The following is a 21,031-nucleotide window of genomic DNA, read 5'->3' as shown; positions in this document are numbered from 1 at the left end:
GGCCCCGGCCGGCGTGGGTAGCGTGACCGCCGTGGAACTGCGCCCGCTGTCCCCGACGGCCCGTCGCCGGGCCGGTGACCTGCTGCTCTGGGCCGTGCTCGCGACGCCGGTGACGTACGCCCGGCTCACCCCGCCGTGGCGGTCGCACGAGGTGCCCCTGCTGGTCGGCGTGTTGGCGCTGCTCGGCGTGGCGGTGGCGGTGAGCCGCCGGTGGCCGCTCGTGGCGGTGTCGGCGGTGGTGGCCGGCTCGCTCGTCGACGGCAACGTGGTGTTCGCCATCCCGGTCCTCGGCTACCTGGCCGGGCTGCGCAGCGCCCGCGCCGCCCCGGCGGCGGCGGTGTTCGCCGCCATCGCGGTGACCGGCACCGTGCTCAACCTCGGCCTGCTCGGCACCGAGCCGGCCGCCTGGTTCCAGCTCACCTCGGTGCTGCTCTTCGCCGGCGTGTTCCCCTGGCTGCTGGGCCGGCTGCGGCGCCAGCACCGGGCGCTTGCCACGGCCGGGCGACGGCACGCCGCGCAGGAGCGGCGGAGCGAGGCGGAACGGGTACGCCTGCGCGAGCGGGCCCGCATCGCCCAGGACATGCACGACTCGCTCGGCCACGACCTGAGCCTCATCGCGTTGCGGGCGGGCGCGCTGGAGCTGGCGACCGGACTGTCGCCGGCGCACCGTGCGGCGGCGGGGGAGCTGCGGGCCAGCGTCGCCGCCGCCACCGAGCGGCTGCACGAGGTCATCGGGGTGCTGCGCGAGGAGCGCCCCCGGCGCCCGCCCGGCGAGTCGGTCGCCGACCTGGTCGACGGTGCCCGCGACGCCGGCATGACCGTGCACCTGCCCGGCGAGGCGGCCGCCGACGTGGGCCTGCCGCCGCTGGTCGCGCATGCCGTGCACCGGGTGGTCCGGGAGGCGCTGACCAACGCCGCCCGGTACGCGCCGGACGCCCCGGTCACGGTCACCGTGGCGCGCGCCGCCGACGCGGTCACGGTCGCGGTGGTCAACCCGCAGGCCCCGGCCGGTCCGCTGCCCGGGCCGGCGTCGCAAGGCTCCGGCCTGCTGGCGCTGCGCGAGCGGGTACGCCTCGCCGGCGGCGCCCTGGACGCCGGCCGGTGCGACGGCGGTTGGGCGGTCACCGCTCGCCTTCCGTTGTCCAGGGGCGCGTTGTCCGCCCCGACAGACGGCCGTCGGCCGGACGTGCGACCCGGCGGCGACCCGGTGCCCGTCGCCAGCCTCGGCCCCCCGCGGGCCGGTCGGCGGCCCGGCGGCGGGCCGTGCGGCGGTGACTCGCACGACGGCGGCGATCCGTACGGCGGCGGGCGGCGCGGCGTGGAGGCCCGGCGGCTGCGGGAGGCCCGCCGGCGGGTCCGCCGCAGCCTGCTCGTCGCGTTCGGTGCGCCGGCCGGGCTGGCGCTGGTGCTCGCGCTGGTCTACTACCCGCTCGCCACCGCCGGGGCGGTGCTCGACCGGCCCGGCTTCGACCGGCTGAGGCTGGGCGAGCAGCGTGACGCGCTCGGGCTGCCCCGGCGGCAGGCCGAGCCGCCCGCCACCGGCACGGCCCCCGGCTGCGAGTTCTACACCGACGGCAACTTCCCGTTCGCGGAGCCGACCTGGCGGCTCTGCTTCAGCGACGGGAAGCTGATCAGCAAGGAGCGGATCGCGTCATGACCGACGACCACGGGCGGCCGCTGCGGGTGGTGCTCGCCGACGACGAGGCCATGGTGCGCGCCGGGGTGCGGGCGATCCTCGCCGCCGACCCGGGCGTCGAGGTGGTCGGCGAGGCGGGCGACGGCCACGCGGCGGTGGAGCTGGTGCGTGCGCACCGGCCCCGGGTGGCGCTGCTCGACATCCGGATGCCCCGCTGCGACGGGCTCGACGCGGCGGCGCAGATCCGCCGCCTGGTGCCGGAGACCGCACCGGTCATGCTCACCACGTTCGGCGACGACGACCTGATCGCCCGCGCGCTCGGCCTCGGCGCCGCCGGCTTCCTGCTGAAGTCCGGCGACCCGAGGGAGCTGCTGGCCGGGGTGCGCGCGGTGGCCGACGGCGGGGCGTACCTGTCACCCCGGGTGGCCCGCCGGGTGATCGAGTTGAGTGGGGGGCGGCTCGCCCGTGGCCCGTCCGCGCGGGATCGGCTGGCCGGGCTGACCGACCGGGAGCGGGAGGTGCTCGCGCTGGTCGGGGCAGGGCTGTCCAACGCCGAGATCGCCCGCCGGCTGCACCTGGTCGAGGGCACCGTGAAGAGCTACCTGACCAGCGTCTTCACCCGACTGGACGTGCGTAACCGGGTGCAGGCGGCGATCCTCGCGTACGAGGCGGGGCTGGTCCCGCCCACCGGCTGACCAGCCCCGCCCGTGCCGGCGCGGTCAGGCGTCGCGCCGGGCCAGCGCCCACCGGCCGCACGCCAGCGCGGCGGCGGCCCAGCCGGCGAGCAGCAGCAGCCCGACGGCCGCCGGGTACGGCTCGGTGTCGCCGGCCAGGAAGTGGCCGCCGGCGACGCCGGGGAACGCGTCGGCGATCCGGGTGAGCACCGTGATGTCCGGCTCCTGCAACGACAGCGGCACGATGTACAGCAGCGCCAGGAGCACGGTCAGCGTCAGCACCGGGCCGCGCAGCGCCGCGGCGAGCCCGAGCGCCAGCACGCTCACCAGCGCCAGGTATCCGGCGCAGGCGACGATGTCGGCCACCGTGCCGCCCAGCGGCGCCCGCCCCCACTCGCCCAGCACCGGCCGGGCCACCGCCGCGCCGACGCCGCCGAGCAGCAGCCCGACGCCGAACGTCACCGCGCCGACCACGAGCGCCTTGGCCGCCAGCACCCGACCCCGGGACGGGGTGCAGCGCAGCGTGGTGCGGATGGTGCCGGTGGCGAACTCGCTGGTGATCGCGAACAGGCCGAGCGCGAGCACGACGAACTGGGTCAGCTCCAGCGAGCCGGCCACCACGTCCCCGACCGGCAGCACGCCCGGGTCCACGGTCGGGTCGTCGTCGGTGTTCGCGTTCACCGCGTAGATGGCGAGCTGGGCGGCGGTGGCCGCCATGGTGACGAGCGCCGCGACCAGCGTCCACCAGGTGGAGCGGACCGACCAGAGCTTGGTCCACTCGGCGGCCACCGCGCCGACGAGCGGACGGCCGGCCGGGGTGGGCCGGGACGTCGGCCGGGTCTCCTGGAGCGTGGGCGGTGCGGTCATCGGGTTTCGCCTCCGGTCGGGCCGGCGACGTACTCGACGCTGGCGGCGGTCAGTTCCAGGAACGCCTCTTCCAGGGAGGGCGCGACGGCGGTCAGCTCGTGCAGCCGCACCCCCAGTTCGTACGCCAGGTCACCGACCCGGTCGGCGGTGCTGCCGGCGACGGAAAGGCCGTCGTGCCCGGCGGTGACGGTCGCGCCCTCGGCGGCCAGTCGGTCGCCGAGCGCGGCGAGCGCGGCCGGTTCCGGCCCGCGTACCCGGATCGAGGCGGCGGGCCGGGTGGCGATCAGCTCGGCCAGCGGCGCGTCGGCGACCAGCCGGCCGCGGCCGAGCACCACCACCCGGTCGGCGGTCTGCTGCATCTCGCTCATCAGGTGGCTGGAGATCAGCACGGTGCGTCCCTCGTCGGCGAGTCGGCGGGTGAACCCGCGGATCCACCGCACCCCGTCCGGGTCGAGGCCGTTGACCGGCTCGTCGAGCAGCAGCACCGGCGGGTCACCGAGCAGCGCGCCGGCGATGCCGAGCCGCTGTCCCATCCCCAGCGACAACGCCCGGCCCGGCTTGCCGGCGGCCCGGGTGTCCAGACCGACCAGGTCGAGCACCTCGGCGACCCGCCGGGCCGGTACGCCGTTGCTGCGCGCCATCGCCCGCAGGTGCGCCACGCCGGAGCGGGCCGGGTGCACGCCGGTGGCGTCGAGCAGCGCGCCGACCTCGTACAGCGGGTGCCGCAGGGTGCGGTACGCGCGCCCGTTGACCAGGGCCGCTCCGGCGGTGGGCCGGTCCAGGCCGAGCACCATCCGCATGGTGGTGGACTTGCCGGCGCCGTTCGGGCCGAGGAACCCGGTCACCTGGCCGGGGCGGATCTCGACGGTCAGGTCGTCGACGGCGGTCACCCCGCCGAACCGTTTCGTCAACCCACGAAGTGTGATCATGCGGCGACGCTAGGCGTCGGCGGGCACCCCCCACCGCCACCGAACGGCACCCACCCACCCCCACTTTGGTAAGGCCGGGCCCCTTCCTAACGCCTCCGGTGGAGGAACGGGACCCTACTGACCGCGGCGCCGGGCGCCGGGTGGGTTCGGGTCCAGCTCCCACACGGTGGTGTGCTTGACCCGGACGCTCTCCAGCGCCTCGGACACCGGCACGTCGTACCCGGCCAACCGGTGGAAGCGCTCGCGGGGCAGGAACGCCCGGTCCGGGTCGCCCACCAGCACCCGCGCGCCGGACCGGGCGGCCCGGAGCAGGAAGCGCAGCATCCGCCGGGCCATCGCCTCGCTGTAGAACACGTCGCCGGCCAGCACCACCTCCGCGTCCCCGGCGTCGGAGTCGAGCACGTCGCCGAACTCGGCGTCGACGCGTACCCCGTTGGCCTCGGCGTTGAGCGCGACGGCCGCGACGGCCCGCTCGTCCACCTCGACCGCCCGGACGGCGGCGGCGCCGGCCCGGGCGGCGGCGATGGCGACCAGGCCGGAGCCGGCGGCGAGGTCGAGCACCCGGCGGTCGGCGACCAGCTCCGGGTGGTCGGTCACGTACCGGGCGAGCGCCTGCCCGCCGGCCCAGGCGAAGGCCCAGAACGGCGGCGGCTGGCTGCTGCGGAACTCGCCCTCGGTCAGCTCCCAGAGGCCGATCGGCTCGTCGGCCTGGTGCAGCCGCACCTCGGGGACGAAGGCGACCGGGGCGAGACGCGCGTGCAGCCGGACGAAGGCGGCGGACAGCTCGGACACCCGAAGATTGTGTCGCACGGCCGATCCCGGGCGTGTCGGCGGGCGGTCGTGACCGGTTCACCACTGTCGGTGAAACCACCCCCCGATGTTGACGTTGGGTGCGAACACGCCCGTCTACCGGCCGGCCGGGACCGCTCCTAGCGTTGCGGGTGGACACGACCGACCGAGGTGAGGAGGCCTGGTGAGCGGGTGGCGGCACGCGCTGCGGATCGGGCTGGTGCTGACCTGCCTGGCGGGTTCCGGGTTCGCCGGGGCCGCGCCGGCCGGGGCGGCGGCGGCCTTCTCCACGGAGCTGAGCGGCCTGCCGGACGAGTTCACCGGCGGCAACCGGGTGGAGACGCTCTCGGCGGTGGTGTCCCGGTCCGACCGGGGCGCGCGCTCCGACTGCGTCAGGGTGCGCTGGTCGATGCTGCTCCAGGTGCAGGGCCTGCGGCTGGACCAGGTCAAGGTGGACCGGGTGGAGGAGACCGGCTCGTTTCCGCTGGAGATCCGCACCGACGGGGACACCGCGCGACTGACCGACCGGGAGCTGGACCCCGGGGTGCTCTGCCCGGGGCGCACGGTGACCGCGCGCTACCGGGTGGCCTTCGCCGAGGACGTGGGACGCGGCCGGGTGAGCATCGCCGCCGAGGCGTACGACCCGCAGTTGCGGCTGCTGGCCCGGCGGACCGCCTCGCGCCAGGTGGTGGGCGAGGTGGTCGAGCCGACGCCGGAGCCGACGCCGACGAGCGCCGAGCCGACCGACCCGCCCAGCGAGGAGCCGCCCGCCGAGGAGCCGACGGCGGACGAGCCGACCGACGCGACGGTGGTCGAGCCGCCGCTGCCGGGCGCGGCCGGGCGGCCGGTCGCCGAGACCGGCGGCTTCGGAGTGGTGCAGGCCGCCTTCGGGCTCGGTGGTCTGCTGCTCTTCCTCGGGGCCGGGCTGTTGCTGCGGATGCGACGCCTGCTCCGCCCCGCCGGCGAGCCCACCGACGGCCCGGCCGGGGGCCCGGCGCCGTCGTTCGAACGGCGACGGACCCCGCGACGGTGGCGGTGACGCTGGCGGTGACGCTGGCGGTGACCGGCCTCAGCCGGCGGCTGCGGCCTGCGCGTACGCCGGCGCGGCGTCGGCGTACCGGGGGCGCAGCGACAGCACCGTGCCGAGGCCCGGCACCTCCTGCCGGTCGACGGTGAACTCGGCCGCCAGTGACCGGTGCAGGTACGCCAGCGACTCCGGGTCGACGGCGCACATCTCCGGCGCGCTCTCGTCGGTGGCGACCAGGTGCACCTCGCCGGCCAGCAGCAGCGACGAGTTGACGAACTGGCACAGCTCCGGCCAGAGCAGGTAGCGCCAGAAGTCCACGCTGACCACCGCGTCGAGGCTGCCCGGCGCCAGCGGCGGGGCAAGGCCGATCAGGTGGAAATTGGTCGGCCCGACCGGCGCGCCGTGGTCGAACGTCAACGCCTCCGGGGGCAGCCCGGCGTCGGCGCTGCCGTTGCCCACCCAGAGCACCCGGGGCCCGGGCAGCCGGCCGGCGAGCCCTGTCACGGCGGGGCCGATGGCGCACGTCGCGGCCGTGACGGACGCGCGGACCAGGGAGCGGTAGAACAGGATCCGCTTGACCGCCTCCGGGCCCACGATGACGCTGAGGAACTCCCACTCCAGGCAGGGGTAGAGCGCCATGACCGACCGGGTGTTCGCCATCATCTCGGCCCAGTTGCGGCCCATGTTGCGGTGGTGCGGCAGGTGGACCACGCGGGCGTCGTCGTCGTACCCGAACGTCGCCCCGGCCTGGTCGACCCGGTAGAACAGCTCGATGTCCTCCATGCCGTAGCTGAGCGCGAACTCCTCGCGGAAGCCGCCGACCCGGTCGAACAGCTCGCGGGGCAGCGAGATGTTGTGCGTGTAGGCGACGGTCCAGCCGACCGCCAGCCAGTCCCGGCGCTCGTCCGGCACGCCGTCGGGGGGAAAGCGCATGTCGCCGGCGTACGGCGAGAGGCGGGGGATCGCCGCCGGTTCGTCGCGCAGCACGGCGGGCAGGTGGGCCAGCCCGATGTCGTCGCGGCGGCCGATCAGCACCGGGGCCGCGCCCGGCGTGCGGTGGTGGGTCAGGTGCCGCTCCAGCAGGTCGGGCATCGACCAGGAGTCGGCGTCGAGGAAGACGATCAGGGGCGCGGCGGCGTGCCGTACGCCCTCGTTGCGCACGCCGGAGCGGCCCCGGCGCTCGGCCAGCTCGATCAGCCGCAGGCGCAGGCCGGCGCCGGCGGCCAGCGCCTCGGGGTAGCCGTCGGACGATCCGCCGTCGCGCACCACGACGACCTCGAAGCGGTCCGGCGACAGCGTCTGGCGGGCCAGCGCCCGCAGGGTCAGTTCCAGGCAGTGCGGGTCCTGGTAGGTCGGCATCACCACGGTCAGTTCGGGGGTGCCGGAAGTCGGCAACGACATGCGTGGGGTCTCCGTTCGTCGGTCCACGACGGACGGCGCCGCCGGGGCCATCGGCGCGGCGGGTTCGTTGCGGGACCGCCGACGCGCGGGCGTGCGAGAGAGGGCCGGCCGGGGGTGGGGCCGGAAGACAATTTGACGAGGATGATTCACGATAACCGTACGCATAGGTATCAGTCACTGAAGGTAGGGGTAGATAGGGGTGACTCGCTTTACAAAAACTTTTCTCTTGTAAAAACCCCTGCCGGCTGACACAGTCGGGTCAGGAGCAACCGATCGGAGTCCGACGATGCGTACCGACACCGTTCCGTGGCGGGACCCCCGCCGGCCGCTCTGGCCGCTCGCGCTGCTCGTGCCGACGCTGCCGTTCCTGGCCTGGTCGCTCTGGCACGCCACCGGGTCCGGCTGGGCCTGGTGGCTCACCCCGGCGGTGGTCTTCGGCGCCATCCCGCTCGTCGACCTGATGATCGGCGACGACCGGGCGAACCCGCCCGAGGCGGCGGTGCCGGCGTTGCAGGCCGACGGCTACTACCGCTGGCTCACCTACCTCTGGCTGCCCGCCCAGTACGCGGCCCTGGTGCTGTGCTGCGCGGTGTGGGCCGGTGGCCGGCTCTCCTGGCCGGCCGCCGCCGGCCTGGTCGCCACCGTCGGGGTGGTCGACGGCATCGCCATCAACACCGCCCACGAGCTGGGGCACAAGCGGGAGCGGGCGGAGCGCCGGCTGTCGAAGATCGCGCTGGCGCCGACCGGGTACGGGCACTTCCACGTCGAGCACAACCGGGGCCACCACACCCGGGTCGCCACGCCCGAGGACCCGGCCAGCTCGCGCCTCGGCGAGTCGTTCTGGGCGTTCTGGCCGCGTACCGTCGCCGGCAGCCTGCGCTCGGCCTGGCGGTTGGAGGCCGGCCGCTTCCGGCTGCGCGGGCGCAGCCCGTGGACCTGGCGCAACGACGTGCTCAACGCCTGGGCCCTGACCGTGCTGCTCTTCGCCGTGCTGGCGACGGTGTTCGGGCCCGGCGTGCTGATCTTCCTCGTGCTCCAGGCGGTGGTCGGCTTCTCCCTGCTGGAGGCCGTCAACTACCTGGAGCACTACGGCCTGGCCCGGCAGCGCACCGCCGCCGGTCGCTACGAGAAGGTCGACCCCCGGCACAGCTGGAACAGCGACCGGGTCGTCACCAACGTCTTCCTGTTCCAGCTCCAGCGGCACAGCGACCACCACGCCAATCCGCTGCGCCGCTACCAGGCGCTGCGCAGCTTCGACGCCTCGCCGCAACTGCCGGCCGGCTACGCCACCATGGTGGTCGCCGCGCTGCTGCCGCCGGTCTGGCGGCGCGTGATGGACCACCGCGTGCTGGCCCACTACCGGGGCGACCTGTCCGCCGCGAACGTCCACCCGCCGGCCCGGGAGCGGGTGCGGGCCCGCCTGGCCCGGACCGGCGCCGCGGAGCCGTCCGCCGGCTGAACTCCGGGCCCGGCCGTCCCTCACCCCCTGGTGGGCGGCCGGGCCCGGCCGTTGGCTCGGTCCAGCCGGCCGGCCTGTTGCCGGGCCTCCTGCCGGCTCCGTCCAGCCGGCCGGGGCTGGTGCCGGCTCAGTCCAGTTGGCCGGGCTCCAGGCTCAGCTCGCGGGCGGCGACCAGGCGGATCCACTCGGCGATCTGCCGGCGGGTGATCACCCGTTCGTGCACCGAGAGCTGCACCGCCAGGCCGTCCATCACGGCACTGATCCGCCAGGCCGCGCCGGCCGGGTCGGGGCAGGTGAAGGTGCCGTCGGCGACCCCGTCGGCGATCACCGTCGCCAGGTCCTGCCGCCAGCGCAGGTCGAGGCGGCGGGAGAGCTTCTCCAACTCCGGCGTCCGCAGCGACTCGGACCAGCCGTCGATCCAGATCGACCAGGAGGCGGCGCGGCCGGTCGGCGCGTAGAGGCGCAGCATCCGGCGCAGCTTCGCCAGCGGCGGCGCGGCGGAGCGGAGCACCGCGTCCAGGCGCGCCAGATCCTGCTCGACCGCGTACGCGAACGCCTGCGCGAGCAGCCGGTCCTTGGTGGCGAAGTGGTAGAAGACCAGCGCCTGGCTGACCCCGGCGGCCTCCGCCACGTCGGCGGTACGCGTGTTGGCGAGCCCTCGTTCCGCGATCACCTCGCAGGCCGTGCGCAGCAGCGCGTCCAGGCGGATCTCGGCGGCTCGTCTCGTCACGCCGTTACGGTAGCCCATCTGGATGACCACGAGGAGTTACCGGAGCGGCCGGTCGGCGATGGGACAGTCGGAAGGTAGACACTCCGTCGGTGGCCAGGATCCGCAGGTGGTCGTGCGTGTGATCGGCCTGCCGGATCCCGCCCAGGCTCCTAGGACGCCTGCCGGAGATCGCGCATTGCTCATCCCGGACGCGCCGGAAACGGGTATCCGATTTGGCAACGTTCCCTCGCTCGGCTAAAGTTCTCATCCGTCACCGGGAAACGCCGGGGGCGTGCGGACGTAGCGCAGCTGGTAGCGCATCACCTTGCCAAGGTGAGGGTCGCGGGTTCGAATCCCGTCGTCCGCTCGGAGAATGCCGCCACGCAGTTCGGGGGCAACCTCGGTGGAGTGGCCGAGAGGCGAGGCAACGGCCTGCAAAGCCGTGTACACGGGTTCAAATCCCGTCTCCACCTCGGCAGTTGACGAGGGCGATTGGCGCAGTGGGAGCGCGCTTCCTTGACACGGAAGAGGTCACTGGTTCAAACCCAGTATCGCCCACCATCGGAAAGGCCGTGTCGATCACTCGACACGGCCTTTCTCGTCGGGTGCGGGGCACCGGGAACGCCCCGCGTGGCCGAGACTGGCCCGGTGAACGAACAACAGACCCGAGCCCAGCACTTCCGCAGCCTGCACGTGCCCGGTGAGCCGTTGGTCCTGGTCAACGCCTGGGACGCGGTGAGCGCCCGGATCGTGGCCGCGGCCGGCGCCCGCGCGGTCGCCACCACCAGCGCCGGCGTGGCGTGGAGCCGGGGCGCGCCGGACGGCGACGCGCTCACCCGCGAGACCGCCGTCGACGTGATCCACCGGGTCGCCGCCGCGGTGTCCCTGCCGGTCACCGCCGACATCGAATCCGGGTACGGCGACACCCCCGACGAGGTGGCCGGGACGCTGACCGCGGTGCTCGCGGCCGGCGCGGTGGGCGTGAACATCGAGGACGCCCGGTACGACGCGGGCCCGCCCCTGCGTCCGGTCGACGAGCAGTGCGCCCGCCTGGCCGCGGTCCGCGCCGCCGCCGACCGCGCCGACATCCCGCTGTACGTCAACGCGCGCGTCGACACGTTCCTGTGCGGCGTCGGCGGTGTGCCGGAGACGGTGGCGCGGGCCGAGGCGTACCTGGCTGCCGGCGCGGACGGCGTCTTCGTGCCGGGGACGGTCGACCCGGAGACCATCGCGGCGCTGGTGGCGGCGCTCCCCGCCCCGCTGAACGTGCTGGTCGGGCCGGGTGCCCCGGCGGTTGCCGAGCTGGCCCGGCTCGGGGTGGCCCGGATCAGTCTCGGGTCGACCGTCTTCGGGGCGGCGTACGCGGTGGCCCGGCGGGCGGCGACCGAGGCGCTCGACGCCGGGACGTACGACGCGCTGGCCGGCGGGCTCGACCACGGCACGCTCAACGCGCTGATGCGGGACTGACCCGGGGACGCGGACGGGGGCGCCCAGCGGCGCCCCCGTCCCGGCCCGGCCGGGGACCGATCAGCTCCGTCGGCCCCCGGGTGTGTGCGGTCGGATCACATCGGCGGGGCGACGTCCCGGCGCTCCTCGACCCGGCGGTACTCCACCGGCTGGTCGACGGTGGTGACCACCTGACGGCGGCGGCCCCAGACCAGCGTGGTCATGATCAGGCCGAGCACGCCGGCCGCCATCAGGATCCAGCCGACGACGTCGAGGTCGACACCGCCGACGTTGGCGTTCAGCGCGAACGTGAGGATCGCGCCGACCGCGATCAGGAAGATGCTCGTACCGATACCCACGACAGCCTCCTTCAGGGGGATGATTGTGCTGTCGCCCGGCTCTGTACCCCGGCGACGAGCAGCGCAACCACGGTCCGTGGGGGGTCGCCGCGGGGCGATCTTGGCATCGGGTAGAGTTTCCCTCGTCGCCGACGCGAGCCGGCGACGGTGCGGACGTAGCGCAGCTGGTAGCGCATCACCTTGCCAAGGTGAGGGTCGCGGGTTCGAATCCCGTCGTCCGCTCGCGAACTGCCCCGGGCGATTGGCGCAGTGGGAGCGCGCTTCCTTGACACGGAAGAGGTCACTGGTTCAAACCCAGTATCGCCCACCGAAGAATCACCTCTCTGCCGCCGGTCGACCGGCGGGCATCTCCCCCCGGCGGCCGGCACCGGCCACATCGGTCACCCGTTCGCCCCGAGGGCCGGGTGAAGATCAACCGTGCGGGTTATGGGCCGCCGGCTCGACGCGTGTCAGGGTGAGGCCCGACACGCAGGGAGGCGGTCACATGCGGACGATCGGGCAGGGACGATGGCGGCGCACGGTCGCCCGGGCGGGCGTGGCGGTGGTCGTCGCGGCGGCCGGGGTGACGGTGGGCGGCGCGCCCGCGCAGGCCACCGCCACCCGGACCGTGGCGTTCTGGAGCATGGACGAGCCGGCGGCGGCGACCGTGCTGACGGACAGCAGCGGCAGCGGCCGGCACGGCGCGGTCGGCGGCGAGGTGGTCACCGGCGCGATCTACGCCGGGGCCACCGGCCACCGGTTCGCCACCCATCTGCCCACCGACCAGGAGTACGTGCCCGGCCACGTGGACCTGGTGCCGCACAGCACCGACCTCAACCCGGACGCCGGGGACTTCTCGGTGACCATCCGCTACCGCACGACGTACTCGTTCGGCAACATCCTCCAGAAGGGACAGGGGAACACCGCCGGCGGCTACTGGAAGTTCGAGGCGCCGGGTGGCAAGCCGAAGTGCCTGTTCCGCGGCGGCGACGGCGCCTCGCGCACCGGGTACACCGACGTGCCGATCGCCGACGGCCAGTGGCACACCGTCACCTGCAACCGCACCGCCGCGTACGTGGAGATGTACGTCGACGGCGTCCGCACCAGCCGGCTGTCCGGGCCGACCGGCACCATCGCGAACTCGTGGCAGCTCTCCGTCGGTGGCAAGAGCCAGTGCGACGGTACGAAGGTGACCTGCGACTACTTCGCCGGTGACATCGACTACGTGAAGATCCTGAAGGGTTCCGGCGGGCCGGCCAACCAGGCTCCGGTGGCCGCCCTGACGCCGTCCTGCGCCGGGCTGGTGTGCACGTTCTCCGGCGCCGGTTCCACCGACGCGGACGGCGCGATCCAGGACCACCGGTGGGCCTTCGGCGACGGGTCCGACGTCGACACCGTCTCCGTGCCGACCACGTCGCACACGTACGCCGCGGCCGGCACCTACCCGGTCACGCTGACGGTCACCGACGACCGGGGCGCCACCGGCACCACGACCGTCGACGTCACCGTCGCGCCGGTGCCGGAACGGATCTCGTTCGTCGGGCAGGCCACCGCGAACGCCAACTGGACCAGCCACACGGTGACCGTCCCGTCCGGCGTGCAGCCCGGTGACACGCTGCTGCTCCTGCTCGGCCAGAACACCCACACCGGCACCGGCGAGCCGACCGGGGTGACCGGCTGGACGCGCCTCGACCGGTTCGACGGCGGCTACGCCACCACCACCGCCTGGTGGAAGACCGCGACCGCCGGGGACGCGGGCACGGCGGTGCGGGTGGCGCTGGACAGCCAGGCGAAGGGCAACCTGGTGGTGGCCGCGTACCGGGGGGTCGCGCCGGGCGCGCCGGTCTTCGCCCGGGCCACCGACCCGGCCAGCACCGCCACGCGGACCACCCCGTTCGCGCCGGTGACCGCCGCGCAGAGCTGGGCCGTGTCGTACTGGCTGCACGGCGACGCCACCTCCACCGCGCTCACCCCGCCGGCCGGCGTCGCGGTCCGCAGCAACAGCTCGCAGACCGGAGGTGGTCGGGTGACCGGCCTGCTGGCGGACTCGGCGAGCAGCGTCCCGGTCGGCAGCTACGGCGGGCTGGCCGCGACGGGCGCGGCGGCGAGCACGACCGCCACCACCTGGACGTTCGTCCTCCCGCCGGCCTGACCCCGTTTTTCCGGTACGCACGCGAAGGCCGGCACCCTCGGCGGGGTGCCGGCCTTCGCGTTGTCTCAGCTGTTCCAGTGCTTGCCGACGAGGTCGGTGGCCTGCTTCTCCCACTGCGCGTACGCGTCCGGGTAGGCCGACACCTGCACCGTCTGCGCGGCCTTGGTCAGCGGCATGTCCTGCCAGCCGTCGACCTGCTTCAGACCCTTCAGGAACGCGAGCGTCGAGTACTCGGGGTCGGTGATCTGCTCCGGGGCGCCCCAACCCGAGGAGGGGCGCTGCTGGAACAGACCCAGCGAGTCGTGGTCGTTGCGGTCGCCGAGGTGGCCCAGGTTCTCCAGCTTCGACTCCTGCAACGCGGTCGCGATCGAGATGACCGCGGCCCGCTCCGGCAGCCCGGCCTTCTTCGTCGCCGCGATGATCGCCTTCACGTTGGCGGTCTGCTCGTCGTTGAGGTTGATCGTCGACTGCTCACCCTGCACGCTCGCCACCGCCGTGACCGGCTTGGCCGTGGCGGCGTGCGCGGACTCGACATGACCGGCGATCGGACCGGCGAACACACCACCGGTGAAAGCCAGACCAGCAATACCCAGCACGCTCTTACGCAGCATCGTGTTCATGGTGGGGGGCTCCATTCGGGGGTCAACGCACCGGGGGGTGCGGGCACCGTCAGGCGCACAACAAAAGTTCGGCTGCTCGCGGGGCGGGGGCCTCGACGCGGCGCCGGAAGTGTGTGCAACGACCGGGGGGCCACCGTCATTCCCGGCGGGGGCCGCTTGCCTTCCTCGGCCGTGCACCCGTCTACAACGCCGCCACCCCGTCGACGATTCCGCCGCCAGCGTGCCGCCCACCACCACCGAACCGGACAAAACGCCCCCACCGCGCGGGAGCACGCACAAGGCGCCGAATGCCGAACCGCCCAGACACCCATACCGTTCCACCCACCCGCCCCTACCACCACGAGTGGAACGCCATGGTTGTCATACGACTGCCCAGACAGCCATACCGTTCCACCCGCCGGCCCATGCCGCCCTCAGCGGCACGCCACAGGTGCCTCAAGGCTGCGCAGACACCCACACCGTCCCACCCGCCACCGCAAGTGAAGCGTCATGGGTGCCTGGCAGCCCCGCGACGTGCCACCACCGGAGCACCGCCCACCCGGCGCCCCCGCCCGATGCTCCGACCGCCTCACCCGTTGACCATGAGGTTGGCGGTGACGAAACGGACACCGAGTGCCGCCAACCTCATGATCAACCCAGGGGGGAGCGGGCCAGGGAGTGGGTGGGCGGTTCTGCCGTTGGCAGATCCGCTCACCGTGAACAGGTCCTCCCGGCACGGGGTTCCGGGGGCAGGGTGGGGCGATGCGACTGTTGATGCTGGGTGGCACGGGTTTCGTCGGTGGGGCGGTGGTGGCCGAGGCGGTCCGCCGCGGCTGGGCGGTGACCGTCTTCAACCGGGGTGTGCACGGCGAGGTGCCGGCCGGCGTGCACCGGTTGCGGGGTGACCGCGACGAGCCGGGCGGGTTGGCGGCGCTCGCCGGTGGCGAGTGGGACCTGGTGGTGGACACCTGGGACGGCGCGCCCCGGGCCGTGCGGGACGCGGCACAGGCCCTGACCGGCGCGGTGCCGCACTACGTCTACGTCTCCAGCGGCTCGGTGTACGCGCCGACGGCCGGGCCGGGCACCGGGGAGGAGGCGCCGACCGTCGCGGCCGAGCCGGACGCGGACGACGGCGACTATCCGCGCAACAAGGCCGGCGGGGAGCGGGCCGCCGTGCAGGTGTTCGGCGAGCGGGCGTTGCTGGTGCGGGCCGGCCTGATCCTCGGGCCGGGGGAGGACATCGGGCGGCTGCCGTGGTGGTTGCACCGGGTCGCCCTGGGCGGTGACGTGCTGGCCCCCGGGCCACCGGATCTCCCGGTGCAGTACGTGGACGTCCGCGACCTGGCGGGTTGGCTGCTGGACCGGGGCGCCGAGGGCGTCGGCGGGGCGTACAACGTGGTGAGTCGGAGCGGGCACACGACGATGGGTGAGCTGCTCGACGCGGTGGTGGCGGCGACCGGTTCGGACGCGACGCTGCGGTGGACGCCGCCGGCGCCGATCCTCGCCGCCGGCGTGGAGCCGTGGAACGACCTGCCGATCTGGATCCCGCGCGGGCACGAGTACCGCTGGTTGCAGGAGCGCGACGTCGAGCGCGCGTACGCGGCGGGTCTGGTCTGCCGGCCGGTCGCCGAGACGGTCGCGGACACCTGGCGGTGGCTGCGGGAGGTGGGTCGGGTGCCGGCGCGGGCCGGCCGACCGGCGCGCGCCCCGGTGGGCCTGGCTCCGGAGCGGGAGGCGGCGCTGCTGGCCACCCTGCCGGCCTGACCGCGACGCCGGTCGCCCTCCGTTCGCCGAGCGCAGGCGGCCGACCCGCCGGCACCGGCCCGACAGACAACGGGGGCGGGCCGGGCGGCGCGGGCGACAACGAGGGGCAGGCCGGACGGCGACGGGGGCGGTGCGGCGGGGCCGGGTCCCGACGGCCCCGCCGCTTCCCCGCGCGCCGCCGTCGCACCCGGCGGCGTGCCCGGTCCGGCACTCAGGGGTGGGTGCCGACCTGGCTGGCCTCGGTCTCCCAGATGCCGTACTGCCGCTCGGCCGGGGGCAGCCCGTAGAAGCAGACGCTGTCGACCTGCCCGGCCGTCTCGTTCGCCACCGACGAGCCGAAGCTCACGTAGCGGTAGCCGCGGTCGGACTTCGCGCCGTCGATCCCGGCCTCGGTGATCTTCATGCTGAGGCCCGGGTTCCAGCCCCGCACGTAGTCGATCATCTTGTACGGGTTGTGCTCGCCGCCGCCGTCCGCGCCGCGCGTCAGGTAGCTGGAGCTGTAGCAGTGCACGGTGGCGACGTCCGGCCGGTACGGGCCGGTGAGCATCGCACCCAGCCCGTCGCCGGTGTCCCGGACGAACGCGTCGAACCACTGCCCGGAGTTGCCGAAGGTGAACCCGGAGCCGTCGCCGTTCCAGCGGCCGGCCGGCATGTTGATCGCCCAGAGCAGGTTGCCCCGGTCCTGGGCCGGCTTGTTGTCGCGGATGGTGGCCAGCCGGTTCCACCGGGCCAGCCACGGGTTGTTCGGCTGGTGCCAGTCGGGTTCGTTGCCGATCTCCCAGACGAAGAGCGTGTTCGGGTGCGCGTCGACGTACGGCAGCAGTTGGTCGAGTTGTCGGCGGGCCAGGGCCGGGTCCGGGTCCTCCGAGGACTGGATGATCATCTCGGTGAGTCCGGTGCCGCGCAGCTCGTCGAGCTGCCCGTCGCTGAACTGCCGCCGGTTCGGGTCGCCCCAGAACATCGAGATGCGGGCGGTCTGCGGACGCATCCGGCGCAGCAGGTCCACCTTGCGGGCGAAGTCGATGTTGTTGGTGGCACTGCCGGGCGAGACCACCGCGCCCCACTTCATGTAGTACGCGGCGGACGCCGGCGCGGGAACGCCGAGCACGCCGCCCGCGCCCAGCACGGCGGCGGACGCGCCGACACCGCCGAGGAACCGGCGTCGGGACAGGCCGGGTCCGCCGGTCGGCGGCGGGACGGTGGTGCGGTCGGTCATCGGGAGCCTCCCCTGGTCCGATGGGTTCGGTCCCCACCGTGCCGCCCGCCGGCCGTCCCGTCCTCTCAGCTCGCTCTCACCTCGCTCGCGGCGCGCGCCCGCGCCTCCCCGAGCAGCCGCAGCGCCCGCTCACGTTCCTGCTCCTCGCCGTGCACGCGGCACAGCGCCAGGCAGCCGCGCAACGCGGACCGGGCCGCCGGGAGCCGACCCAGGGCGAGGTGGGCGGCGCCGAGACGGCGCAACGCGATCAGCTCGCCGATGCCGTCGCCGACCTCCCGGCTGCCGGCGACCGCCTCGGTCAGCTCCGCCACCGCCCGCTCGTACTCGCCGGTGCGCAGGTGCAGGTCGCCGAGGTGACCCCGGCTGATGGCGGCGCCCCGCCGGTAACCCAGCTCCTCGCAGAGCGCCAACGAGCGGCGCAGCAACCGGCCGGCGTCCGCCTCCGCGCCGTCGCGCCCCAGCACCAGGGCCAGGCTGGTCGAGGTGTACGCCTCGCCGAACCGGTCGTCGAGCTGCCGGAACAGCGCCAGCGCCGCCCGGAAGGCGGTCTCCGCCGCGTCGGTGCGCCCGGCCACCCGGTGCGCCGCGCCGAGGCCGAACAGCACCTGCGCCTGCCCGGTCGGGTCGCCCAGCTCGACGGTGAGCGCCTCGGCCCGCCCCAGCGCGGTCATCGCGGCGGCGTCGTCGCGGCGCAGCCGGTGCGCGGTGCCGGCGGCCCGCAGCGTCAGCGCCTGCCCGGCGCGCTCGCCGAGCCGCTCGAACCGGCTCAGTGCCGCGTCGAGGCAGCGCAGCGCGTCGTCCAGCCGGTCCAGGTCGAGGTACCGCTCGCCGCGGGCCCGCAGCAGCCACGCCTGCCCGGTCTCGTTGCCGGCCGCCTCGCACGCGGCCAGCGCCTGCCCGGTGGTGGCGTCCCAGTCGTCGAGGTGCTCGCGCAGCTCGAAGAAGCGGCCGAGCGTGTTCGCCAGGTTCCAGGCCGCCTCGTCGAGCCCGGCCGACGCGGCCCGCCGGACCGCGCCGATGAGCGGGCCACGGGCCGCCTCGAACCACGACACCGGGTCGGCGAGCACCACGTCCAGCTCGGCCGCCGTCCACCGGGACCAGCGCGGCGCCGTGCCGGCCGGGCCGCGCCGGAAACCACCGGGGGTACGCCGGTAGGCCTCGTCGGTCAGCGTCAGCCAGCCGCCGACCAGCCGGGCCAGCGCCGCCCGTCCGACGCCGGCCGATTCCTCGGCCGCGCCGCGTTCCCCGGCGTACGCCCGGACCAGGTCGTGCAGCCGGTAACCGGCCGGGTCGACGTCCACCAGCCGGGCCTCGACCAGCCGTTCGGTGAGTTCCTCGGCGGTGGCCAGCGGCAGGTCGAGCAGCGCCGCGGCGGCCCAGGACGGCACCCGGGGCAGGTCCACCGCACCGAGCAGCCGCAGCAGGCGGCGTTCCGCGCCGGTCAGCTCCTGGTAGCTGGTCGCCAGGCTGGAGCGGACCGCCAGGTCGCCGGTGCGCAGCACGTCCAGTCGGGCGCGCTCGTCGGCGAGCTGGTCGGCGAGCCGCCGTACCGGCCAGTGCGGGCGGGCGGCGAGCCGGGCGGCGGCGATGCGGATGGCCAGCGGCAGGTGGCCACAGCGTTCGGCCACCCGGCGGCAGTCGGCGTGTTCGGCGGTGACGCGGGCCGGCCCGAGCGCGTGGCGGAGCAGGTCGACGGCCTGCTCGGCGGTGAAGACGCCGAGGTCGACGTGGGCCGCCCCGGGCAGGGCGGTGAGCCGTCGCCGCGCGGTGACCAGCACCGCGCATCCCGGCTCGGCGGGCAGCAACGGGCGGACCTGGTTCTCGCCGGCCGCGTTGTCCAGCACGACCAGCAGCCGCCGGCCGGCGGTGCGGGCCCGGAACAGGGCGGCCCGTTCGTCCGTCCCGGCGGGCACCGCGCGCGGGTCCTCGCCGAGGGCCTGGAGGAACCGGCCCAGCACCGCGCCCGGGTCGAGCGGCTCGCCGCCGCCGCGCAGGTCGACGAAGAGCTGCCCGTCGGGAAAGGACGCCCGGACCAGGTGTCCGACGTGGACGGCGAGGGTGGTCTTGCCGCCGCCGGCCACGCCGGAGACGGCGACGACCCGCGGCGCGGTCGTCGTGGCGGCGGTCAGCCGGGCCACCAGGTCGGCGGCGACGGCGTCCCGGCCGACGAAGTCGGGGGCGTCCATCGGCAGTTGCGCGGCGGCCGGCGCGGGCGCCCCGTCGGGGGCGTCGTCGAGCAGCGGATCACCGGCCAGGATGCGCCCGTGCAGGGCCTGGAGCGCCGGGCCGGGCTCCAGGCCCAGCTCGGCGACGCCGGCGGCCCGGCCCTGCCGGTAGACCTCCAGCGCCTCGGCCCGCCGGCCGGCCCGGTGCAGCGCCCGCATCAGCCGCTCGCGCAGTTCCTCCCGCAGCGGCTCGTCCCGCACCATCCGGTGCAGCCGGGGAATCAGCTCGGCGTGCCGGCCGAGGCCGAACTCGACGTCGACCCGGTCCCGTTCGGCGGCGAGGCGCTGCTCGGTCAGCTCGGCGACGGCGGCGTGGAAGCCGGCGGCGCCCGGGTCGCCGGGCAGCCGCACGTCGGCCAGCACCGGCCCGCGCCAGGCGGCGAGCGCGTCGCCGTAGCGGCGGGACGCCTCGGCCAGCCGCCCGGCGGCGACCAGCTCGGCGGCCTCGGCGGTGGTGGCGGCGAAGACGGTGGCGTCGAGCGCGTGGGGGGACACGACGAGCCGGTAGCCGCCGGGGCTGGTGGCGATGGCGTCGCCGAGCACACCGCGCAGCCGCCAGATCAGCGTCTGCACCTGACCGACGGCCGTGTCCGGCGGTGCGTCGCCCCAGAGCGCGGCGAGCAGCAGGTCCAGCGGGACGACCCGGCCGGCGTGCACCAGCAGGACGGCCAGCACCGCCCGCTGCTTGGGGCTGCGCAGCGGGACCGGCTGCCCGGCCCGGATCACCTCGAGCGGGCCCAGGATCCGATAACTGACCATGCGGGCGACACCGTACCACCGGATCGACCGCTGTCGCTCCGGTCGCGGTGGCGGGGTCAGGCCCGCGCGACCGGCAGGTCGAGCACCTCGTCGACCGGGCGGCGCGGGGTGCCGCGGCCCGGTTGGCCGTACCCGACCCGCATCACCATCTGCGGCGTGCCGAACCGGCCCAGGGACAGCCGCAGCGCCTCCCGCGCGGCCGGCACCTCGATCGGCTGGGAGAGCATCGACACGGCGAGCCCGGCGTCGGTGGCGGTGAGCAGCACCCGTTGCAGGGCCTGCCCGGCGACGACCTGGTCGGTGCCGGTGTTGCCGGGGGTGCCGAGCACGGCGACCAGCGGCTCAGGTTCGAAGTCCCGGCCGGGCGCCCGGTTGCGTCCGCCGAAGCCACGCTGCGGTAGCAGGTCCTGCGGTTCGTTCTGTGGGCCGCCGGCGGCGGCCGGCACGCCGTCCGGGGCCGGCTCGGAGCGGATCCACGCCACCCGTTCGGCCACGTACGCGGGGTCGCGTTCCAGCACCCGGTGGGCGCTGCGGGCGACCTCGGCGAACGCGTTGACCGCGCTGGTGCCGATGACCAGTTCCAGCCAGCACTGCTCGGCGCGGGCCGCCTCGCCGAGCCGCCAACGGGCCTCGGCCGGCACCGGGTCCGGCCAGAACGGCGCCCGGTTGCTGAACCGGCGGCCGATCGCCCCGTACAGGCTCTGCTCGGTCGGGGTGGGCCGGCGCGGCACGTCCGGCGTCAGCCGGGCCACCACGTCCGGTTCGGCGGGGTACGGGCGCAGCCGGACCGTCGCCGGGGTGCCCGCCACGGCCAGCGCCAGCCGCAGGTTGAACAGCGCCGCCCCGCACGCGATCCGCGCGCCCCAGCCGGTCGGGTCGGTGGCCGGCAGGCCGCGCAGCGGGTCGACGGCGACCTCGATGCCGCCGTCGTGCAGTCGGAACCGCCACGGCTGGGTGTTGTGCAGCGACGGCGCGCGTACCGCGTCGGTGACCGCGGCCCGCAGCTGCCCGACGGTGTATTCGGTCGTCATGGTCGTGCTC

At 75.1% G+C, this 21,031-nt stretch carries 17 protein-coding genes and 5 tRNA genes; 12 read left to right on the top strand and 10 right to left on the bottom strand.

All coding sequences use genetic code 11. The annotated features are described in order from the left end of the window. Positions 1–31: 31 nt before the first annotated feature. Positions 32–1,657, top strand: coding sequence for a sensor histidine kinase (locus tag TPA0908_RS05280; RefSeq protein ID WP_281935176.1), 1,626 nt, complete (start codon positions 32–34; stop codon positions 1,655–1,657). Continuing rightward, complete coding sequence (locus tag TPA0908_RS05275; RefSeq protein WP_281935174.1) at positions 1,654–2,331, top strand: response regulator; 678 nt, start codon at positions 1,654–1,656, stop codon at positions 2,329–2,331. Before TPA0908_RS05280 ends, TPA0908_RS05275 begins: the two co-directional genes overlap by 4 nt. A gap of 24 nt (positions 2,332–2,355) precedes the next feature. Here TPA0908_RS05275 and TPA0908_RS05270 read toward each other — a convergent pair whose 3' ends face one another. The 3 genes from TPA0908_RS05270 to TPA0908_RS05260 all read right to left on the bottom strand — a co-directional run bounded on the left by TPA0908_RS05270 (position 2,356) and on the right by TPA0908_RS05260 (position 4,898). Further along, the gene (locus TPA0908_RS05270; protein ID WP_281935173.1) at positions 2,356–3,177 is read right to left on the bottom strand and encodes an ABC transporter permease; all 822 of its coding nucleotides are present in this window, start codon (positions 3,175–3,177) and stop codon (positions 2,356–2,358) included. Then, positions 3,174–4,106 (bottom strand): ABC transporter ATP-binding protein, encoded by a 933-nt coding sequence (locus tag TPA0908_RS05265; RefSeq protein WP_281935171.1) that lies wholly within the window; start codon positions 4,104–4,106, stop codon positions 3,174–3,176. Before TPA0908_RS05265 ends, TPA0908_RS05270 begins: the two co-directional genes overlap by 4 nt. 114 nt (positions 4,107–4,220) lie before the next feature. Further along, on the bottom strand, positions 4,221–4,898 hold the full coding sequence (locus TPA0908_RS05260; RefSeq protein ID WP_281935170.1) for a class I SAM-dependent methyltransferase: 678 nt from the start codon (positions 4,896–4,898) through the stop codon (positions 4,221–4,223). Between the two features lie 181 nt (positions 4,899–5,079). Here TPA0908_RS05260 and TPA0908_RS05255 point away from each other — a divergent pair, with 181 nt between their 5' ends. Beyond that, positions 5,080–5,934 carry a hypothetical protein gene (locus TPA0908_RS05255; protein WP_281935168.1) on the top strand — a complete coding sequence of 285 codons (855 nt, stop codon included), beginning with the start codon at positions 5,080–5,082 and terminating at the stop codon, positions 5,932–5,934. Between the two features lie 30 nt (positions 5,935–5,964). Here TPA0908_RS05255 and TPA0908_RS05250 read toward each other — a convergent pair whose 3' ends face one another. After that, positions 5,965–7,323 (bottom strand): glycosyltransferase family 2 protein, encoded by a 1,359-nt coding sequence (locus TPA0908_RS05250; RefSeq protein WP_281935166.1) that lies wholly within the window; start codon positions 7,321–7,323, stop codon positions 5,965–5,967. A 286-nt stretch (positions 7,324–7,609) separates the two neighbouring features. Here TPA0908_RS05250 and TPA0908_RS05245 point away from each other — a divergent pair, with 286 nt between their 5' ends. Next, the gene (locus TPA0908_RS05245) at positions 7,610–8,782 is read left to right on the top strand and encodes an alkane 1-monooxygenase (RefSeq protein ID WP_281935164.1); all 1,173 of its coding nucleotides are present in this window, start codon (positions 7,610–7,612) and stop codon (positions 8,780–8,782) included. Between the two features lie 127 nt (positions 8,783–8,909). Here TPA0908_RS05245 and TPA0908_RS05240 read toward each other — a convergent pair whose 3' ends face one another. Continuing rightward, positions 8,910–9,512 (bottom strand): TetR/AcrR family transcriptional regulator, encoded by a 603-nt coding sequence (locus TPA0908_RS05240; protein ID WP_199199863.1) that lies wholly within the window; start codon positions 9,510–9,512, stop codon positions 8,910–8,912. Between the two features lie 273 nt (positions 9,513–9,785). On the opposite strand from TPA0908_RS05240, the gene TPA0908_RS05235 reads away from it, so the two are divergent. The 4 genes from TPA0908_RS05235 to TPA0908_RS05220 all read left to right on the top strand — a co-directional run bounded on the left by TPA0908_RS05235 (position 9,786) and on the right by TPA0908_RS05220 (position 10,958). Beyond that, positions 9,786–9,858: transfer RNA gene (locus tag TPA0908_RS05235), tRNA-Gly, on the top strand. Between the two features lie 35 nt (positions 9,859–9,893). Further along, positions 9,894–9,964: transfer RNA gene (locus tag TPA0908_RS05230), tRNA-Cys, on the top strand. 13 nt (positions 9,965–9,977) lie between these two features. Beyond that, positions 9,978–10,052, top strand: a tRNA-Val gene (locus tag TPA0908_RS05225). An 87-nt stretch (positions 10,053–10,139) separates the two neighbouring features. After that, the gene (locus TPA0908_RS05220; RefSeq protein WP_281935161.1) at positions 10,140–10,958 is read left to right on the top strand and encodes an isocitrate lyase/PEP mutase family protein; all 819 of its coding nucleotides are present in this window, start codon (positions 10,140–10,142) and stop codon (positions 10,956–10,958) included. Positions 10,959–11,053: 95 nt separating this feature from the next. Here TPA0908_RS05220 and TPA0908_RS05215 read toward each other — a convergent pair whose 3' ends face one another. Next, a complete protein-coding gene (locus tag TPA0908_RS05215) occupies positions 11,054–11,296 on the bottom strand; it encodes a DUF6458 family protein (RefSeq protein ID WP_107159425.1) in 243 nt (80 codons plus the stop codon). A 149-nt stretch (positions 11,297–11,445) separates the two neighbouring features. Between TPA0908_RS05215 and TPA0908_RS05210 the strand changes: the two genes are divergently transcribed. The 3 genes from TPA0908_RS05210 to TPA0908_RS05200 all read left to right on the top strand — a co-directional run bounded on the left by TPA0908_RS05210 (position 11,446) and on the right by TPA0908_RS05200 (position 13,427). Beyond that, a tRNA-Gly gene (locus tag TPA0908_RS05210) sits at positions 11,446–11,518 on the top strand. Between the two features lie 13 nt (positions 11,519–11,531). Next, positions 11,532–11,603 (top strand) — tRNA-Val (locus TPA0908_RS05205). Positions 11,604–11,780: 177 nt separating this feature from the next. Continuing rightward, positions 11,781–13,427 (top strand): PKD domain-containing protein, encoded by a 1,647-nt coding sequence (locus TPA0908_RS05200; RefSeq protein ID WP_281935158.1) that lies wholly within the window; start codon positions 11,781–11,783, stop codon positions 13,425–13,427. A 65-nt stretch (positions 13,428–13,492) separates the two neighbouring features. Here the strand turns inward: TPA0908_RS05200 and TPA0908_RS05195 are convergent, their stop codons facing one another. Further along, positions 13,493–14,047: a hypothetical protein gene (locus tag TPA0908_RS05195; protein WP_281935157.1), complete on the bottom strand. Its 555-nt coding sequence runs from the start codon at positions 14,045–14,047 to the stop codon at positions 13,493–13,495. A gap of 741 nt (positions 14,048–14,788) precedes the next feature. Here TPA0908_RS05195 and TPA0908_RS05190 point away from each other — a divergent pair. Then, complete coding sequence (locus tag TPA0908_RS05190; protein ID WP_281935155.1) at positions 14,789–15,790, top strand: NAD-dependent epimerase/dehydratase family protein; 1,002 nt, start codon at positions 14,789–14,791, stop codon at positions 15,788–15,790. Positions 15,791–16,001: 211 nt separating this feature from the next. Here TPA0908_RS05190 and TPA0908_RS05185 read toward each other — a convergent pair whose 3' ends face one another. The 3 genes from TPA0908_RS05185 to TPA0908_RS05175 all read right to left on the bottom strand — a co-directional run bounded on the left by TPA0908_RS05185 (position 16,002) and on the right by TPA0908_RS05175 (position 21,021). Beyond that, positions 16,002–17,006: a twin-arginine translocation signal domain-containing protein gene (locus TPA0908_RS05185; RefSeq protein WP_281935153.1), complete on the bottom strand. Its 1,005-nt coding sequence runs from the start codon at positions 17,004–17,006 to the stop codon at positions 16,002–16,004. Between the two features lie 65 nt (positions 17,007–17,071). Further along, a complete protein-coding gene (locus tag TPA0908_RS05180; RefSeq protein WP_281935152.1) occupies positions 17,072–19,990 on the bottom strand; it encodes an AfsR/SARP family transcriptional regulator in 2,919 nt (972 codons plus the stop codon). 56 nt (positions 19,991–20,046) lie between these two features. Next, the gene (locus TPA0908_RS05175) at positions 20,047–21,021 is read right to left on the bottom strand and encodes an Acg family FMN-binding oxidoreductase (RefSeq protein WP_281935149.1); all 975 of its coding nucleotides are present in this window, start codon (positions 21,019–21,021) and stop codon (positions 20,047–20,049) included. Positions 21,022–21,031: the final 10 nt, after the last annotated feature.

It is taken from the genome of Micromonospora sp. AKA38 (genome assembly GCF_027925725.1).
Lineage (GTDB): Bacteria > Actinomycetota > Actinomycetes > Mycobacteriales > Micromonosporaceae > Micromonospora.
The sequence above is the reverse complement of the archived record's forward strand: the minus strand, read 5'-3'. Positions and strand labels throughout refer to the sequence as shown.

Excerpts from the sequence above, each read along its gene's own strand:
- TPA0908_RS05275 (WP_281935174.1), top strand. The coding sequence starts at position 1,654 with ATGACCGACGACCACGGGCGGCCGCTGCGGGTGGTGCTCGCCGACGAC.
- TPA0908_RS05270 (WP_281935173.1), bottom strand. The coding sequence starts at position 3,177 with ATGACCGCACCGCCCACGCTCCAGGAGACCCGGCCGACGTCCCGGCCC.
- TPA0908_RS05265 (WP_281935171.1), bottom strand. The coding sequence starts at position 4,106 with ATGATCACACTTCGTGGGTTGACGAAACGGTTCGGCGGGGTGACCGCC.
- TPA0908_RS05250 (WP_281935166.1), bottom strand. The coding sequence starts at position 7,323 with ATGTCGTTGCCGACTTCCGGCACCCCCGAACTGACCGTGGTGATGCCG.
- TPA0908_RS05245 (WP_281935164.1), top strand. The coding sequence starts at position 7,610 with ATGCGTACCGACACCGTTCCGTGGCGGGACCCCCGCCGGCCGCTCTGG.
- TPA0908_RS05200 (WP_281935158.1), top strand. The coding sequence starts at position 11,781 with ATGCGGACGATCGGGCAGGGACGATGGCGGCGCACGGTCGCCCGGGCG.
- TPA0908_RS05195 (WP_281935157.1), bottom strand. The coding sequence starts at position 14,047 with ATGAACACGATGCTGCGTAAGAGCGTGCTGGGTATTGCTGGTCTGGCT.
- TPA0908_RS05190 (WP_281935155.1), top strand. The coding sequence starts at position 14,789 with ATGCGACTGTTGATGCTGGGTGGCACGGGTTTCGTCGGTGGGGCGGTG.
- TPA0908_RS05185 (WP_281935153.1), bottom strand. The coding sequence starts at position 17,006 with ATGACCGACCGCACCACCGTCCCGCCGCCGACCGGCGGACCCGGCCTG.
- TPA0908_RS05180 (WP_281935152.1), bottom strand. The coding sequence starts at position 19,990 with ATGGTCAGTTATCGGATCCTGGGCCCGCTCGAGGTGATCCGGGCCGGG.
- TPA0908_RS05175 (WP_281935149.1), bottom strand. The coding sequence starts at position 21,021 with ATGACGACCGAATACACCGTCGGGCAGCTGCGGGCCGCGGTCACCGAC.